The following is a 15,423-nucleotide window of genomic DNA, read 5'->3' as shown; positions in this document are numbered from 1 at the left end:
TCCCAGCCACTTTTTCATTTATGGACTGATCAAAACAGGCGTACCGGTTGGAATGATTCCTGCTAATTCCTCTACGTCTTTGTTGTTCATTCGTATACATCCCCTGGACACGGCATTTCCAATCGAGCTTGGGTCGTTGGTTCCATGAATCCCGTAGCTTTCTTTCGATAAACTCATCCACATCGTTCCAAAAGGTCCGCCGGGATTTGGTGCTTTGTTGATGATGATAAATTCCCCAATGGGAGTTTCAAAAAGTACTCTCCCCACTGCAATCGGATACTGCTTGATTTGAACCCCATCCTTGAACAAACGCAGCCACCGGTTGTTAACAGAGACCTGAATGCGGTAAGGGTTATTGGTTGTATCCGGAATCCCTGGTATCGTAATCGTTTGACCTGGATAGATCACATCCGGATCAATACCGGGATTGGCACTAAGTATGGAGGGGAACGGAGTCCTGTAATCCCTTGAAATTTGACTCAGTGTTTCTCCCACCTTGACTGTGTGAATCAGCTCAAACACCTCCCCATTTCACTCTCCCTCTATCCTATGTGCGTGAGAGAAAGTCGTTCAAGAAGATGAGTAAGTGAAAAAACCTTCTCCTCTTCAATGGAAAGAGGAGACAGACGTTATTGAGGCATGTTTGGTTGTGGAACGGTTGTATAACTTTGGAGCATAAGGGTCATATCCTGGTCGTTTAATTGAGGCACCTGATAATAGCCATGCTTATTTTGATAGAGGAAAATCTCATAGCTCATTTCAATGAAATTCGGGACACTGTCCGCTACGACACGCCGTAATACAGGGTTGGTCATCTCAAGGGCCGTCATGGCAAGAAGCGTGGCCAATGACTTGGTCTGTCCCAGCATATAAGCAGACAAGCCTTTATCGGAAAGGTCGTTGACCGATTGATTCGGCTTCTTAGGAGCTCCGGGCTTGATGCCGTATGTGGTCGTATGGGTTTGAGTCATTTTGTATTGCTGGGTTGGCACAGTTGGGTCATGCCCTGTCGAAAAGCTGCCGACAATCGTATTATACATAGTGGTGACGAAGGTTGACTGGCGCTTAAGTACATCTTTAAGTTCAGGATCCTGAATGTGCTGATCATACATTTGATATTGATCGAGCATGCTGATGATCCCTGCTATGATCTCATGGGCATCAAAGAGCTCATGGCCCCCGTGATTTTTACTTTCAGTGTTCATCATATTCGGCGGCATCGGAGTTCCTGGTGGTGTCATATTCGATGGTTGTCCTTGGTTTTGCATCTTTTTTTCCTCCTTGAAAATAGCATCGATGATTAGAATATCCTTAAAAAGCACAATTATGTATTTCGGTTTAATACTTGTCATCCTGTCCGAATACAATAGGAAGAAGTCAATTTGAAGGTGGTCGAAGATGAGTATATTCATAAGCTATATCATTTTGGGATTATCGCTTTCTGCCCCTATGGGACCGATTAATGCCGCTCAATTGGACAAGGGGATCCGATTCGGCTTTTTTCATGCCTGGCTTGTGGGGGTAGGGGGAATGGTAGCGGACGGGATCTTTATGCTTCTCATATATTTCGGAGTCTCTCAATTTATCGATACCCCGGTCATTAAATTATTCCTGTGGGTATTCGGGTTCTTTGTATTGACGTATACAGGGATTGAAAGCATCCAGAAATCGGCATCCATTACAAAGCCCTCTCATCAAAATCCCCATGAAACAAAAGGAAAGGCTTTTCGCACAGGATTCTTCATGGCCATTTCCAATCCATTAAGCATTCTATTTTGGCTAGGTATCTATGGTTCTATATTAGCTCAGACTTCCGGCTCCTATGAAGCAGGACAGCTCTTCCTGTACAGCATGGGGATCTTTCTTGGAATCACCCTTTGGGATCTAACAATGGCCGGTGTGGCGACAGGGGCAAGGAAACTGGTCAGTCCTGGGATTTTGCGGGCCATATCCATTATGTCCGGTCTCATACTGATGGGCTTTGGGATCTACTTCGGTGTCCAGGCCTGCCGTTTATTATTCGGCTAGACAGACACCCAATAAGTTCTCTCCTAATAGGATGAATGTGTACTATTTAGGAGGGATCGGCTATATGTTATGGTCTAAAAGTTTGATCGATCAGCAAGGGGAGAAACTTACCCCATGGCAGAAAGCAGCCTACGGGCATTTCTCCGCTGTCATGTGCGACGAAGAACATCCTTACCCGTGTGTACCTGGAAAACAGGGGTTTCAGACAGATACCTTACGCTTTGGATTTGCAGGTGATCCAAGAAACCAAGCAGCTTCTGAAAAACTGACCTGCTTACTCAAACAATATGGTGTAATATCAAGGGATACAGGGAAGTATGCATCACTTGTAGTCTTTTTTAATTCAGAGGAGATAGTGGCTGATAACCAATCGATTGATAGTTATCAGGATATTTTCTGGAATTTATTGAATCGGGTTCATGAATTGGATGAATCACCATGGCCGGAAGATATTGCGAAGGATCCCCATCATCATACCTGGGAATTTTGTTTTGACGGGGAGCCTTACTTTGCCTTCTGTGCAACACCTGCCCATTCGATGCGGAAAAGCCGTCATTTTCCTTATTTTCTTGTAGCCTTCCAGCCCCGGTGGGTGTTCGATGAAATCAACTCTTCCACTGCGTTCGGCCAGAAATTAAAGAAAGTGATACGGAAGCGGCTCATTGACTATGATGAGGCAGAACCCCATCCCAGCCTTAAATGGTATGGTCAGGAAGACAACTATGAGTGGAAGCAGTATTATCTTAGTGATGATGATTCGACTCTATCCCAATGTCCATTTTTAAATAGGCAAAAGAAAATCAAGAGTTAAAGCGCTCAGGCTTTAGCTCTTTTTTCCTTTACAATGGTCGCAATTGCAATCAGCACAATAAAGGCGATGCTTACCAAAAATCCAATGCGACTTACATGATCAAGAAACGTGCCGCTGATCGCCAATAATATGAGGATGAGTGCAAAGATTGATTGGATACGGTCCCACCAACTTTTGCTCATCAGCTTGTAAAAGGAGGCAAGGATAAAGATCCATGTATAAAGAAGCATGAGTCCCGCTGCTGTAGTGATATACTCGAACAGTTTGTCCGGCAGGAGCATGGCGACCGCAATCGAAGCCGCAACAACAAGGGTGGTGAGTCCGAATGCGGGGAGGGGCACCTTCCATTTTCCCTTCTTGGCAAAAAATTTGGGAGCATCCCCTTCTTCTGCCAATGCCACAAGCATCGTCGTGACTGCATATAAGGAAGCAACCATGGTGGAGAATCCGGCAATAACCAGAATGGCGTTGAATACATGGGGGACCCAGGGGAGGTCATATTGTTTAAGAGCCGTTAGAAATGGACTTTCATTCGCATTGATCCTGCCTGCCGGTACGAGCTTTAATACGAGATAAAAGGATAGTAGGTAAAGGATGGTCAAGATAAGAAGCATGATATTCCCTGACTTTGGTGCATCCTTCGGGTCTTTAAGCTCTTGAGCCATCAATCCCATCACTTCAATTCCCCCGAATCCATAAAAGGCAAAAAGAAGGGCGAGCCATAACCCCTTTCCATCGTGTGGGAGTATCTCTGTTAATGGAGATGGAAGCGGTTGGGCTGCAGCACCCGCTCCCAACCACCCGAACATGGCGGCAGTAGCGATGATGACAAACATTACGATAGCTGCTACTTTCATGATGCCAAATAGATTCTCCATCTGTTCCACTTTCTGCACACCCATCAAAATGACAAGTAATCCAACACCGGCAAATCCGGCAGTGAACACCCACAGAGGGATGGCAGGAAACCAGAATTGAGCAAAGAGGGCAAGAGCGGTTAGTTGACTCCCCATAATGAGCATTTCTGCCGACCAATAGACCCATCCATTACTGAACCCTGCCCATGATCCGTAAGCCTGCTTTGCATAAGTTCGGAAGGACCCCTTTTCAGGATGATGGGCCGTTAACTTTGCGAGGGCTTGAAACACCATCCATGTTCCCATTCCGGCCACTAAATAAGCAATCAAAACAGAGGAACCCGCCCTTTGAATAGGGATGGCTGATCCGAGAAAGTACCCGGTTCCAATGATACAGCCCACCCCGATAAAAGACAGCTGCCACCATGTAAGATTTGATTGATTTGTACATTTACTCATCTGTTTTTCACCTGACCTTTCCCCTTCATAGTTTGACGTAGAGATTCATGAATTATGTGAAGGCAGAATGATTTTTCGGAGAAAGGAGAAAAATAAGGGAGACTGATATTAAGGAGGCTTGCTCATGGTAAAGATTCATCCTAATTGCTGGAGTGAACATGGAGAATTAAAAACGGTGATGGTGTGCTCCCCTTCTTCATTGGATATACCTGATCAAAGAACGGCGGATTACGTTGGTTGGGAAAAACCTGTCAACCAGGAAACAGCGAAAGAAAACCATGAAGGTATGATAAAGGCAATGGAAGACGCAGGGGTAACAGTTATTGATTATTCCCTGTACTTAAAGGAAGATAAGGCTGAACTTAATCATCAGCTCATCAATAGGGTATTTGTAAGGGATCTGGCATGTGTGTATGGAAATACTGTCATCCCGGGTGATGCAGGGATTACAATGAGGGCGCCTGAATACTTACATAGTCATGAGCTGTTTGAAACATGGTTTGACGAAAAGACGTTTTCGATTAAGAATAATAACCAATTGAAGGCATTGGAAAATGGGGATGTATTCGTTCTGAATAAAGATGCTGTCTTTATTAATACAGGAATGCGGACAAGTATGGAAAGTATTGAAGAGGTCCAACAGGAGATCTTTCGGGCCGGGTTCTCGGAAATCGGGATCATCGACTTACCGCGAACCGGGGAAACCATGCATTTAGATATGAACTGCAATGTATCAGGATCCGACCTTCTTATAGCCAAAAGCTATATGAGGCTATTTCCAGTACAAATCATCACAGAAAAGGGCGCCCGCTACGTGATGATGGAGGAATTCCTCCGACGCCAGGGCTTCGACGTTCTATGGACCGATGATGTAAAACATACGGTCGCGGATATCAATTTTCTGAACTTGGACCCGGAGACCCTGTTAGTCAGTACCAAAGCCAATAAGAAGATATTGAAAGATCATCCGAAATTACAAGGAAAGAAATTGATAGAAGTCGATGTCAATGAACTTGAAAAAGGTGGCGGCGGGATAAGATGTATGACCCTGCCGTTAGAAAGAAACTGACTCACGAAAAGCGGATCAGAACAAGTAGACTGGAGATTTTTTCTCCGGTTTTTTTATTAGAATCGAATATTTGCTGAAAAACGTTCTCATTTATATAAAATTAACACTACTATTATACCGGTTATGAGACCAGGACAATAGACTTATATATTACTTTACGTAAAATTGTAATTATTTTAATCTGTTAATCCTATTACTTAAAAACTTTGTACAACACGAATTCGATGGCTATTAAAAGAAAAATACCTTTCTCATACGAAATGACTAGAAGCAGATAAAATTAATTGAGAATAGTTATCAACTACTATTGACAATGATAATCATTATCAATTAAGATGACGTTGGAAGCAAAAGCCAATCAATCACGAAAGGAAGATTAGATGATGAGTATACAAAATGCCATTTCAAATAGAGAATTACTGGACCAACAAGAGAGACGCGAATCGAATGCGAGATCCTATCCGAGAAGAATTCCACTGGCAATCAGTGAAGCAGAGGGAATTTATGTGACGGACATGGAAGGGAATAAATACTTGGATTGCCTAGCGGGAGCGGGAACATTAGCGCTGGGACACAATCACCCGGCGGTCATTGAGGCCATGGAGCAAGTGATCCGGGATAAACGGCCATTACATACATTAGATATTACGACGCCTGTGAAAGAGGAGTTTGTGAATGAATTATTCTCCACGTTGCCTGAAGGGTTTCGTGATCGGGCGAAGATCCAATTTTGTGGACCGACAGGCGGCGATGCGATTGAAGCTGCGTTGAAATTAGTGAAGACGGCAACTGGAAGACAAAGTATCCTCACGTTTCAAGGCGGATACCACGGTGCCACTCACGGAACGATGGCGATCAGCGGAAACCTGGGTCCAAAAAAGAACGTACAAGGACTGATGCCTGATACTCATTTCTTACCTTACCCATATACATACCGATGCCCATTTGGGGTAGGAGGAGAGGAAAGTCATCTCATCAGCAGTCAATACATCGAGAATCTCCTGGATGATCCCGAGAGCGGAATATTACCACCGGCTGCCATGATTTTTGAAACGGTCCAAGGTGAAGGTGGTTCGATACCGGCACCGATCGAGTGGATCCGGGAAATGAGAAGAATCACTGAAGAACGGGGAATTCCACTCATCATCGATGAAGTACAGACGGGAATCGGACGCACTGGTGAACTATTTTCATTTGAGCATGCTGGAATCGTACCGGATGTGTTTGTTCTTTCTAAAGCAATCGGTGGGAGTCTTCCACTTTCCGTCGTGATATACGACCGTGACCTGGATGCCTGGGAACCGGGGGCGCATATCGGCACATTCAGAGGAAATCAAATGGCCATGGCTGCAGGGACAGCAACATTGAAATTCATTAAGGAAAATCGCTTGGTTGCCCATGCCGGGGAAATGGGAGAGAGACTTCTTCAATCTCTGCAAGAGCTTCAACAAGAATTTCCTGAGATAGGGGATGTAAGAGGCAGAGGATTGATGGTAGGAGTGGAAATCATTGATCCCGCTAAACCCCATTCAGCGAGCGGAAGTCAACCGGCTGATCCTGACGTCGCAAGCGGAATCCAGCGTGAAAGCTTCAAACGGGGATTGATCCTTGAGGTAGGGGGAAGACACGGGGCAGTGGTCCGTTTCCTTCCACCATTGATCATCACAAGAGAACAAGTCGATGAAGTGGTATCGATATTCAGAGAAGCTTTAATCGCTTCTCTTGCGGAGTGAAATCATGAAAATGAAAACCATCGAAAGAGAAAACAGCCAGGACTCCTTCTTCCTTCATCAAGGGGAAGAAGGGATCCGTGCATTTAATGAACTGATAGACAGAGTAAGCAGGAAGCTGCAAAAGCTATATGAAGGTAACGGGAAACCTTTTATCGGGAAAATGCCCTGTGCAATAAAAGAAGAAATCAAACCGATCATGACGATTACTCCTGAAGGGAGATCCTTTGCAGAAGTCCTGGATGAAATCGATGGACCGATCTTGAAAAACAGTCTTCATATTTCCCACCAGAAGAGTATGGCCCATTTACATTGCCCTCCCCTTCTTCCAGGTGTGGCGGCGGAACTGATCATCGCAGCCCTTAATCAATCAATGGATTCCTGGGATCAGAGTACGGCTGCCACCTATGTGGAAGCGGAAATGGTGGAGTGGTTGACGGAAAGAATTAAGCTGCCAACATCATCCGGCGGAGTCTTTACAAGTGGTGGAACCCAGTCCAATTACATGGGACTCCTCTTGGCACGCGATGCCTTCTGTCATTCGAAATGGAACCATAACGTACAACGGGATGGTTTGCCTGAAGGCTTTAACCGATTAAGGATTCTTTGTTCAGAAGAAGCCCATTTCACTGTGAAGAAAGCGGCATCCCAACTGGGGCTGGGGGAACAAGCGGTTGTGACGGTCAAGACCGATGAAAATCATCGAATGAGCGCCCGTGAAGTGAATGAAACACTACTGAAGCTTGATCAGGAGAACTTATTACCCTTTGCTCTCGTTGCGACATGTGGGACCACCGATTTTGGAAGTATCGACCCAATGGAGGAACTGGCAGAAATCGCCCGTTTGCAGGGGCTGTGGTTCCATATCGATGCCGCATACGGCGGTGGGCTGATGCTGAGTCATTCTCATGCGGACAAACTGAAAGGGTTGGAGAGTGCCGACTCCATTACGGTGGATTTCCACAAATTATTTTACCAGCCGATCAGTTGCGGAGCGTTCCTCGCTAAGGATGAGGTCCATTTCCGTTATCTATCCTATCATGCTGATTACTTGAATCCCGTCAAAGACGATGAAGAGGGCATCTTGAACCTGGTGAATAAGTCGGTTCAAACAACTAGAAGATTCGATGCGTTAAAACTGTATCTGTCATTAAAGACACTAGGGACCGACCTTTTTGGCAGCATGATCGACGAAACGGTGAAGCTCGCCAGATACACAGCTTCTTATATGGGAGAGTTAAAGGACATTGTGATACAAAACCCTGAGCCGGAAATCAATACAGTCATCTTTCGCTATCAGCCGAAATGGATGGAGGGAAAGGGTCTGGATCTCAATCATTTGAACCGGACGATCCAACAAACCCTGCTTTATAAGGGGAAAGGGGTTATTGCGAAAACAGTGATAAAAGGTCAAACCTTCTTGAAATTGACGTTATTAAATCCAAGAACAAAGCCGGAAGATATTCATTCCCTTCTACACGAGATTGAAGAAATCGGCACTGAATTAGTAAATGGAGGGGTCATACATTGAGAAATTCTAAGGAGATTGCTGAACATGCAACAATGCAAAGCTTTCTGAATTGCTATTTAAGAGAAACAGGGAACTACACTGACGAGAGCCGCTACGACAATGATCCGTCACTTGGACAGTTTGAGAAAGTCATTGTATCTCATTTGGTTCTACAGCAGATTGAATTGATTATACCAGTGAGATATTGGTCTCTTACGGATCGTCATCTATTCGGCTTTCCACTTTATTACCGAGTGGGGAAAAGCGAATTGAAACCACTCGACTATATTACCCTTACAACACTAGTGGTAAAAGAGTTCTTACTTGATAAGAGTCAAAGTGATGCAGAGGACGAACTGCTCTTAAGAATGATCTTAAGCTGTCGAAGTATAAAAAGCTATGTTGAAAGTCGGGTACAGGACAACGAGGCACTTACAGATGAAGAATTCGACTACATCGATGCTGAGCAGTCCCTTCTATTCGGACATTTGCTTCATCCAACCCCGAAAAGTAAACAAGGCCTGACGGAACAAGAAGACCATCTGTATTCTCCTGAATATAAAGGGGAATTTCAGCTTCATTACTTTAGTGCGGGAAAATCATTGGTAGAACAGGATTCAAGTACCGACAAATCTGCAGCTTCCATCATTTATGAAGAGTTAAAGAATGATTTTGATGTTGATCAGAAATGGTTACAGAAGCTGCTGGAAGAGGGTGAACGCCTCTTGCTTCCCGTGCACCCCCTTCAAGTGAAGACATTATTGGAAAAAGAGAACGTACAACACCTGATGGCAGAAGGACGACTGGAATATATCGGTCCGATAGGGAAGCGCTTCACGGCTACCTCGTCATTTAGAACCGTCTATAACAGGGAATCCCGGTACATGTATAAATTCTCCGTCCCTGTCAAAATCACAAACTCTCTTCGCATCAACCAAAAGAAGGAGCTGGCAAGGGGAGTAGAGGTTTCGAGATTACTAGAAACGGAGGTGGGAAAAAGCCTTAACAAAGAGTTCCCGCAGTTTAAGGTCATCCAGGATCCTGCATATTTAAACTTGGACCTGAATGAAGAAGTTTCCGGGTTTGAGCTAGTCATCAGGGGAAATCCTTTCTATGAAAACAGTCGAGATACCAGCTTGATCGCAGCCCTATGCCATGACCATGCTTATGGAGGAAAAGCCAGAATACATTCCATCATTAAAGGGATAGCGCAAAGAGAGGATAGAAGTCTGGAAGAAGTGAGTCTGGAATGGTTCGACCGATACTTATCCCTGACGCTGGATCCGATGGTCTGGCTGTTCCACACGTACGGGATCGCCCTGGAAGCCCATCAGCAGAATTCGGTGATCCAACTTAAGAATGGTTATCCTGAAACCTTCTATTATAGAGATAATCAGGGATACTACTATAGCGAATCGAAAGTCGGAAAACTCAAAGAGCTTCTTCCTGACTTAAATCAGGAAAGCGACACGACTTGTGCTGATGAAGTGGCAGAGGAGCGCTTGCGCTATTACTTCTTCTTTAACCATTTATTCGGATTGATCAATGGTTTCGGGGCAAGTGGTCTCATCGATGAAGAAAGACTTATCTACCTTGTAAAGGAACGTTTGGAGTTCCATGAACAGCAGTGGGGGGAAGAGTCCAATCTACTGAGCAGTTTATTATATCAACCGGTCCTACCGTGTAAAGCGAATCTATTGACAAGGTTCTATGACATGGATGAACTGGTCGGTCCAATGGAAGCTCAATCAGTCTATACGATGGTGAAGAATCCCCTTGCCAAAGAGGTGGAGATCCATCATGTCCTTTGACTACGAAGTGTATGATCAAGAAATCCAAAAGACGATTCAATTTAAGAAGATTGATTTCGACCGGGACAGAGGGATTATTCACAAGTGGATGATGGAGGAACACGTCCATCCATTTTGGAATTTAAATATTCCATTTGAGAAGTTTCAAGACCATTTGAAAACAGCCTTGTCTGATTCACATCAATCCCTCTACGCAGGGTATCTTGACGGTGTGGCCATAAGTTACTGGGAGGTTTACTGGGTAAAAGGCGACGTGGTGGAGGAAACGTATCCTTCTGCTCCTTTCGATCAGGGTGTGCATCTGTTAATCGGAGAGAGGGAGTATCTTGGTAAAGGACTTTCCCTGCCATTATTACGAGCCATGGTGTCGTTTCAGTTTCAAGAATGGAAGACGACTAAAGTCGTAGCGGAACCGGATATCCGAAATGACAAAATGATCCATGTTTTTGAGAAATGCGGTTTTAAACCTATTAAACCAATTACTCTCCCCGACAAAACCGCACTGCTCATGTTTTGTGAGAGAAGTGAATTTGAAAAGAGGTGGCTGAATGAAGGACTTCACAACAAACGATTTATATGACGTCATCGGGATCGGGTTGGGTCCGTTTAATCTCGGGTTAGCTGCCTTATTGGATTCAGTACCCGAAGTGGAAAGCGTATTTTTGGAGAAAAAGAAAACCTTCAATTGGCATCCGGGCATGCTGATTGAAGGAACGACCTTACAAGTGCCGTTCTTTGCGGATTTAGTCAGTATGGCAGATGTACGAAGTGATTACAGCTTTCTTCGCTACCTGGAGGCTCATAACCGCCTATATCACTTTTACTTTCTGGAAAAATTTCATATCCCGCGAAAAGAATATAACCATTACTGCCAGTGGGTGAGTGAACAGCTCTCTACATGCCGATTCGGGATGGATGTCCAAAGTGTCGTCCCGTTCCAATTGGGGAGTGGGGACAGCGTATATGAAGTCACCGTGTGGAATGAGGCCCTTCAACAAACTGAGACTTTGTTTACGAAACATCTCGTACTTGGAATAGGTTCTGTTCCATCTGTACCTGAAGCATTTCAGGGTATGCTCGGAAAAACCGTTTTTCACAGTGCCGATTATTTATCCAATAAGGAGATATGTGCAAATGCTGAATCCGTTGCCGTGATCGGATCCGGTCAAAGTGCAGCCGAAGTGTTTCTCGATGTAGCCAAAGAGCAGGAGAATCAAGGATTTTCACTGCAATGGTATACACGTTCAAAGGGATTCTTCCCGATGGAATATTCAAAACTGGGCCTTGAGTATTTTTCACCCGATTATACCCGTTTCTTTTATCGGCTTCCACAGGAAAAGAAGGATCAGCTCCTAAAGGAACAAGATCTTCTTTATAAAGGCATCAGTTCAGAGACGATCGCCGAGATATATGATTATTTATATGAACGATCTGTAGGAAGCGAGGAGCCGGACATCTGCTTGCAGGCCATGACAGAGATCGTCGGTATCGAAAAGAATGAAACAGGGTTTGGACTTCAGGGCTATCACAGGATCAAGGATGAACATTTTGTAGATAAAGTAGATGTCATCATTCTCGGGACTGGCTACAAACCTGCATTCCCTGGATTCCTTTCAAAAATGAAAGAGTGGATTGTCTGGGACGAATATGACAGATACAAAGTGAAGGAAGATTATCGATTGGAAACCTATGTAGAAGGTCCGGGAGAAATCTTTGTGCAGAACGGTGAAATGCATACGCATGGAGTCGGCGCACCTGATCTTGGACTCGGTGCCCACCGTAATGCGGTCATCATCAATACCATTACAGGGAGAGATGTATTTCCGGTTCAGAACAAAAATGTGTTTCAAACCTTTGGAACGAGAGCGGCTCGCATTCCGGTTCCTCTCTGATGCAAAGGAAACATAGACTAAGAGAAAGTAGGGATCATATGTTATTCAGTGAAGAAATTCAACGTGTTTTTAATAGTGATAGCTGGACGGAAGTAAACAAGAAATTGATTGGTAAAATGCTGTCTGAGTATATGTATGAAGATATGGTCCGTCCTGAAATCCTTTCAGAAAATGGGGAGGATATTGAGTATTCCCTGCAGGTCACAGATTCCAAGCACTATCACTATATCGCACAAAACCGATTATTTGATAGTTTCGATGTGAAATGGGCGACGGTATATATCGTTGAAAATGGAGGAAGAAAGGAAGCCCATAGTGCAATAGAGCTATTGGTCGATCTTCAAGGTGTCATCGGGATGTCATCTGAGACGGCTGGGCATTTAATCAAGGAAATGAACAGTACGTTAATAGCCGATGCCCACCTTCTTGAAAAGGAAACGAAAACATCCGACGACCTGATTCATGAAGACTACGCCACTCTTGAAGGTTATATGACCGGCCACCCGTGGATTACATATAACAAAGGGAGAATCGGGTTCGGATATGACGATTACCTTGCCTTCGCTCCTGAACAACAGAAGGAGGTCCAGCTCTCCTGGGTTGCCGTACATAAGGACCTTGCATCGTTTCAATCTGTGGAAGGGTTGGATTATGAAACGTTGATTGCCGGTGAACTAAGTGAAGAAGAGCGAAACCGCTTTGAAAAGATCATCAAACAAAATGGAAAGGAACCTTCGGAATATTACTACCTGCCGGTGCACGAGTGGCAATGGAAAAATACATTGATTCAGAATTTCCCCGAGGAGCTGGCCATGGGTCGCATCATTCCCTTGGGAGAGGGAGAAGACCGTTATCTTCCTCAGCAGTCGATCCGGACATTCGTGAATCGATCAAACAAAGATAAGCATCATGTGAAGCTTCCGATGAGCATTTTGAACACGCTGGTTTATCGGGGACTGCCATCTGAACGTACCGTGATCGCTCCCAAGGTGACAGAGTTCATTAAAGGGATGGCTAAAAAGGATCCATTTTTAAAAGACGAATGCCGGGTCATCCTGCCAGGGGAAAATGCCAGTATGAACGTAAACCACCATTACTATACCCAATTAAAGCAGGCACCGTACCAATACTTGGAGATGCTTGGAACCATATGGAGAGAAAGCATTTATACGTATTTAGAAGACGGGGAACAAGCGATTACACTGGCTGCCTTATTGTATGAAGATCATAACAATAAACCGTATGTTGAGGGTTTGATCGAACAGTCAGGTCTCAGCTCAGAAGAATGGATGAAGCAATTTTTCAAAGTCGTCATGGATCCTCTCCTTCATTACCTTTACCAATACGGAACGGTATTCTCTCCTCATGGACAAAATACGATTGTCGTGTTGAAGGGTGCGAAGCCTCACCGTTTAGCGATTAAAGACTTTGTTGATGACGTCAATATTTCAGACCAGGATTTCCCTGAGCTGCAAGGGCTGTCATCTGAATTTAAAGCGGTCCTTCGAACAGAGCCGCCTGAAGGGCTGACACAGTTCATCTTCACGGGTCTTTTTATCTGTCACCTGAGATACTTGAGTAACTTGTTGAAGAACAATGGAATGATGGAAGAAGAAACATTCTGGGGTCTCCTTGCTGAATCCATACTCAACTATCAGGAACGTTTCCCGCAATTACAAGAACGCTTCACGCTGTTTGACTTCTTTAAACCGGAGCTTACGAAATTATGCCTGAACCGTAACCGAATGGTGGATTACGGATACTCTGATGACGATGACCGTCCACACGCTTCCGAATTCGGGAAAGTGACAAACGCTTTGGCTGCATATAAAATCAACCGGACTGTTGGCTCAATCTGATCAGCTTTAATTCCCAAATAGAAAGGAGGGGCATCTCCTGAGTACAATTGTTCAGAAATTCGGTGGAACCTCTGTTGGTTCTACCGAGAGAATAAAACGAATGGCAGACAGGGTCATACAAGAGAAGGAAAAAGGTCATGACGTCGTTGTAGTCGTTTCTGCTATGGGGAAAACCACCGACGCACTCGTAAAGTTGGTAAGTGACATCACGAGTGAGCCAAGTAAGAGAGAGATGGATATGCTATTGTCAACGGGTGAACAGGTGACGATCTCCCTACTGACAATGGCTCTTCAACAGCAAGGGTTGGAGGCGATTTCTTTCACAGGCTGGCAGGCAGGCATTCAAACGGATTCAGTCCTTGGAAATGCCCATATTCAATCGATTGACACAAAGCGTATCAGGAACGAATTGAATCATGGAAAAGTGGTTGTAGTGGCAGGTTTTCAAGGAGTAACGGAAGATGGGGACATTTCCACTTTGGGAAGAGGGGGATCCGATATCACGGCAGCTGCACTTGCGTCCGCGTTAAAGGCAGATCGGTGTGACATCTATACGGATGTCGACGGAGTATACACCTCTGATCCCAGGTTTGTTCCGAAAGCATCGAAGATCACCTCCCTTTCCTATGAGGACATGCAGAATCTGGCCTCCATGGGAGCGGGTGTTCTACATCCAAGGGCGGTTAAACATGCAAAGAAATTCGGAATTCCACTCTATATAAAATCCAGCTTTGAAAAGGGCAGGGGTACCAAGATTCATGGGAAGGCAAAGCAGATTGGATCAAGTCCTGTGATCGGTGTCACATTTGAAAAGGATATAAATAGAGTAGAAATGTTTGATTGTGAAGATGTCGAAGGGTTCCGGAAAGCACTGATGTGTGAGCTGGCATCTCGTCATATTCAGGCGGATGTCTATACACAGGGGTGCCGAAACATCTTGTCTTTATTAATTAAGGAACAAGATCTTCAAGAGGTATTATTCATCTTAGAAAATAAGAAAGACAGATGGAAGTACTCACGCATCGAACAAAGAAGCAGCCTGTCAAAGGTGTCTGCAATCGGACAAAATATGAAAGCGCAGCCTGAGATTAAGATAGGAATGTGCAAAATGCTATTGGAAAACGCCGTGAGAGTGAAACTGGTAGGTGAATCTTCTATAAGCGTAACGGCAGTGATCGAGAAAACTCATATCCAAACGGCTCTAGAATGCTTGCATTCCGGATTTGGATTGGATTATGAGGACAAGATGAAGGCATCAGTGTAAATGCAAGAGAAAGTATTGGTGGAATATATCAGGGATTCTACTTCAAAAAAATAACAAAGGGGAAAAGAATCGTTTCTTTTTTCCTTTTCGAGTATATAGGACAAGATTCAACATCTTTTCCCAGGAAATGATG

13 protein-coding genes are annotated in these 15,423 nt (G+C 44.5%); 10 read left to right on the top strand and 3 right to left on the bottom strand.

Translation table 11 applies throughout. The annotated features are described in order from the left end of the window. Window positions 1-18: 18 nt before the first annotated feature. Window positions 19-513: a L,D-transpeptidase family protein gene (locus DET59_RS07655; RefSeq protein WP_113969165.1), complete on the bottom strand. Its 495-nt coding sequence runs from the start codon at window positions 511-513 to the stop codon at window positions 19-21. Window positions 514-629: 116 nt separating this feature from the next. Then, on the bottom strand, window positions 630-1,268 hold the full coding sequence (locus tag DET59_RS07650) for a spore coat protein (protein ID WP_113969164.1): 639 nt from the start codon (window positions 1,266-1,268) through the stop codon (window positions 630-632). Between the two features lie 130 nt (window positions 1,269-1,398). On the opposite strand from DET59_RS07650, the gene DET59_RS07645 reads away from it, so the two are divergent. Together DET59_RS07645 and DET59_RS07640 are read left to right on the top strand one after the other, a co-directional pair. Further along, window positions 1,399-2,028, top strand: a complete 630-nt coding sequence (locus tag DET59_RS07645) for a LysE family transporter (protein ID WP_113969091.1) — start codon at window positions 1,399-1,401, stop codon at window positions 2,026-2,028. A gap of 64 nt (window positions 2,029-2,092) precedes the next feature. Then, on the top strand, window positions 2,093-2,839 hold the full coding sequence (locus DET59_RS07640; RefSeq protein WP_113969090.1) for a YqcI/YcgG family protein: 747 nt from the start codon (window positions 2,093-2,095) through the stop codon (window positions 2,837-2,839). A 5-nt stretch (window positions 2,840-2,844) separates the two neighbouring features. On the opposite strand, the gene DET59_RS07635 is transcribed toward DET59_RS07640, so the two are convergent. Next, entirely contained in the window at window positions 2,845-4,155 is a 1,311-nt protein-coding gene (locus DET59_RS07635) for an amino acid permease (RefSeq protein WP_113969089.1), read from the bottom strand. A gap of 124 nt (window positions 4,156-4,279) precedes the next feature. Between DET59_RS07635 and DET59_RS07630 the strand changes: the two genes are divergently transcribed. The 8 genes from DET59_RS07630 to DET59_RS07595 all read left to right on the top strand — a co-directional run bounded on the left by DET59_RS07630 (window position 4,280) and on the right by DET59_RS07595 (window position 15,290). Next, a complete protein-coding gene (locus DET59_RS07630; RefSeq protein ID WP_113969088.1) occupies window positions 4,280-5,224 on the top strand; it encodes an arginine deiminase family protein in 945 nt (314 codons plus the stop codon). Window positions 5,225-5,607: 383 nt separating this feature from the next. Beyond that, complete coding sequence (locus tag DET59_RS07625; protein ID WP_113969087.1) at window positions 5,608-6,957, top strand: aspartate aminotransferase family protein; 1,350 nt, start codon at window positions 5,608-5,610, stop codon at window positions 6,955-6,957. Between the two features lie 4 nt (window positions 6,958-6,961). Then, window positions 6,962-8,485 (top strand): pyridoxal phosphate-dependent decarboxylase family protein, encoded by a 1,524-nt coding sequence (locus DET59_RS07620; protein WP_258549605.1) that lies wholly within the window; start codon window positions 6,962-6,964, stop codon window positions 8,483-8,485. Beyond that, window positions 8,482-10,275: an IucA/IucC family protein gene (locus DET59_RS07615; RefSeq protein ID WP_113969086.1), complete on the top strand. Its 1,794-nt coding sequence runs from the start codon at window positions 8,482-8,484 to the stop codon at window positions 10,273-10,275. Before DET59_RS07620 ends, DET59_RS07615 begins: the two co-directional genes overlap by 4 nt. 22 nt (window positions 10,276-10,297) lie before the next feature. Next, window positions 10,298-10,855 (top strand): GNAT family N-acetyltransferase, encoded by a 558-nt coding sequence (locus tag DET59_RS07610; protein WP_113969162.1) that lies wholly within the window; start codon window positions 10,298-10,300, stop codon window positions 10,853-10,855. Next, a complete protein-coding gene (locus DET59_RS07605; RefSeq protein ID WP_113969085.1) occupies window positions 10,824-12,167 on the top strand; it encodes a lysine N(6)-hydroxylase/L-ornithine N(5)-oxygenase family protein in 1,344 nt (447 codons plus the stop codon). The genes DET59_RS07610 and DET59_RS07605 overlap by 32 nt, the downstream gene beginning before the upstream one ends. Before the next feature lie 38 nt (window positions 12,168-12,205). Next, the gene (locus DET59_RS07600; protein WP_113969084.1) at window positions 12,206-14,026 is read left to right on the top strand and encodes an IucA/IucC family protein; all 1,821 of its coding nucleotides are present in this window, start codon (window positions 12,206-12,208) and stop codon (window positions 14,024-14,026) included. Window positions 14,027-14,063: 37 nt separating this feature from the next. Next, entirely contained in the window at window positions 14,064-15,290 is a 1,227-nt protein-coding gene (locus tag DET59_RS07595) for an aspartate kinase (protein ID WP_113969083.1), read from the top strand. Window positions 15,291-15,423 lie beyond the last annotated feature (133 nt).

The organism is Rossellomorea aquimaris (assembly GCF_003315075.1).
Lineage (GTDB): Bacteria > Bacillota > Bacilli > Bacillales > Bacillaceae_B > Rossellomorea > Rossellomorea aquimaris_C.
The sequence above is the reverse complement of the archived record's forward strand: the minus strand, read 5'-3'. Positions and strand labels throughout refer to the sequence as shown.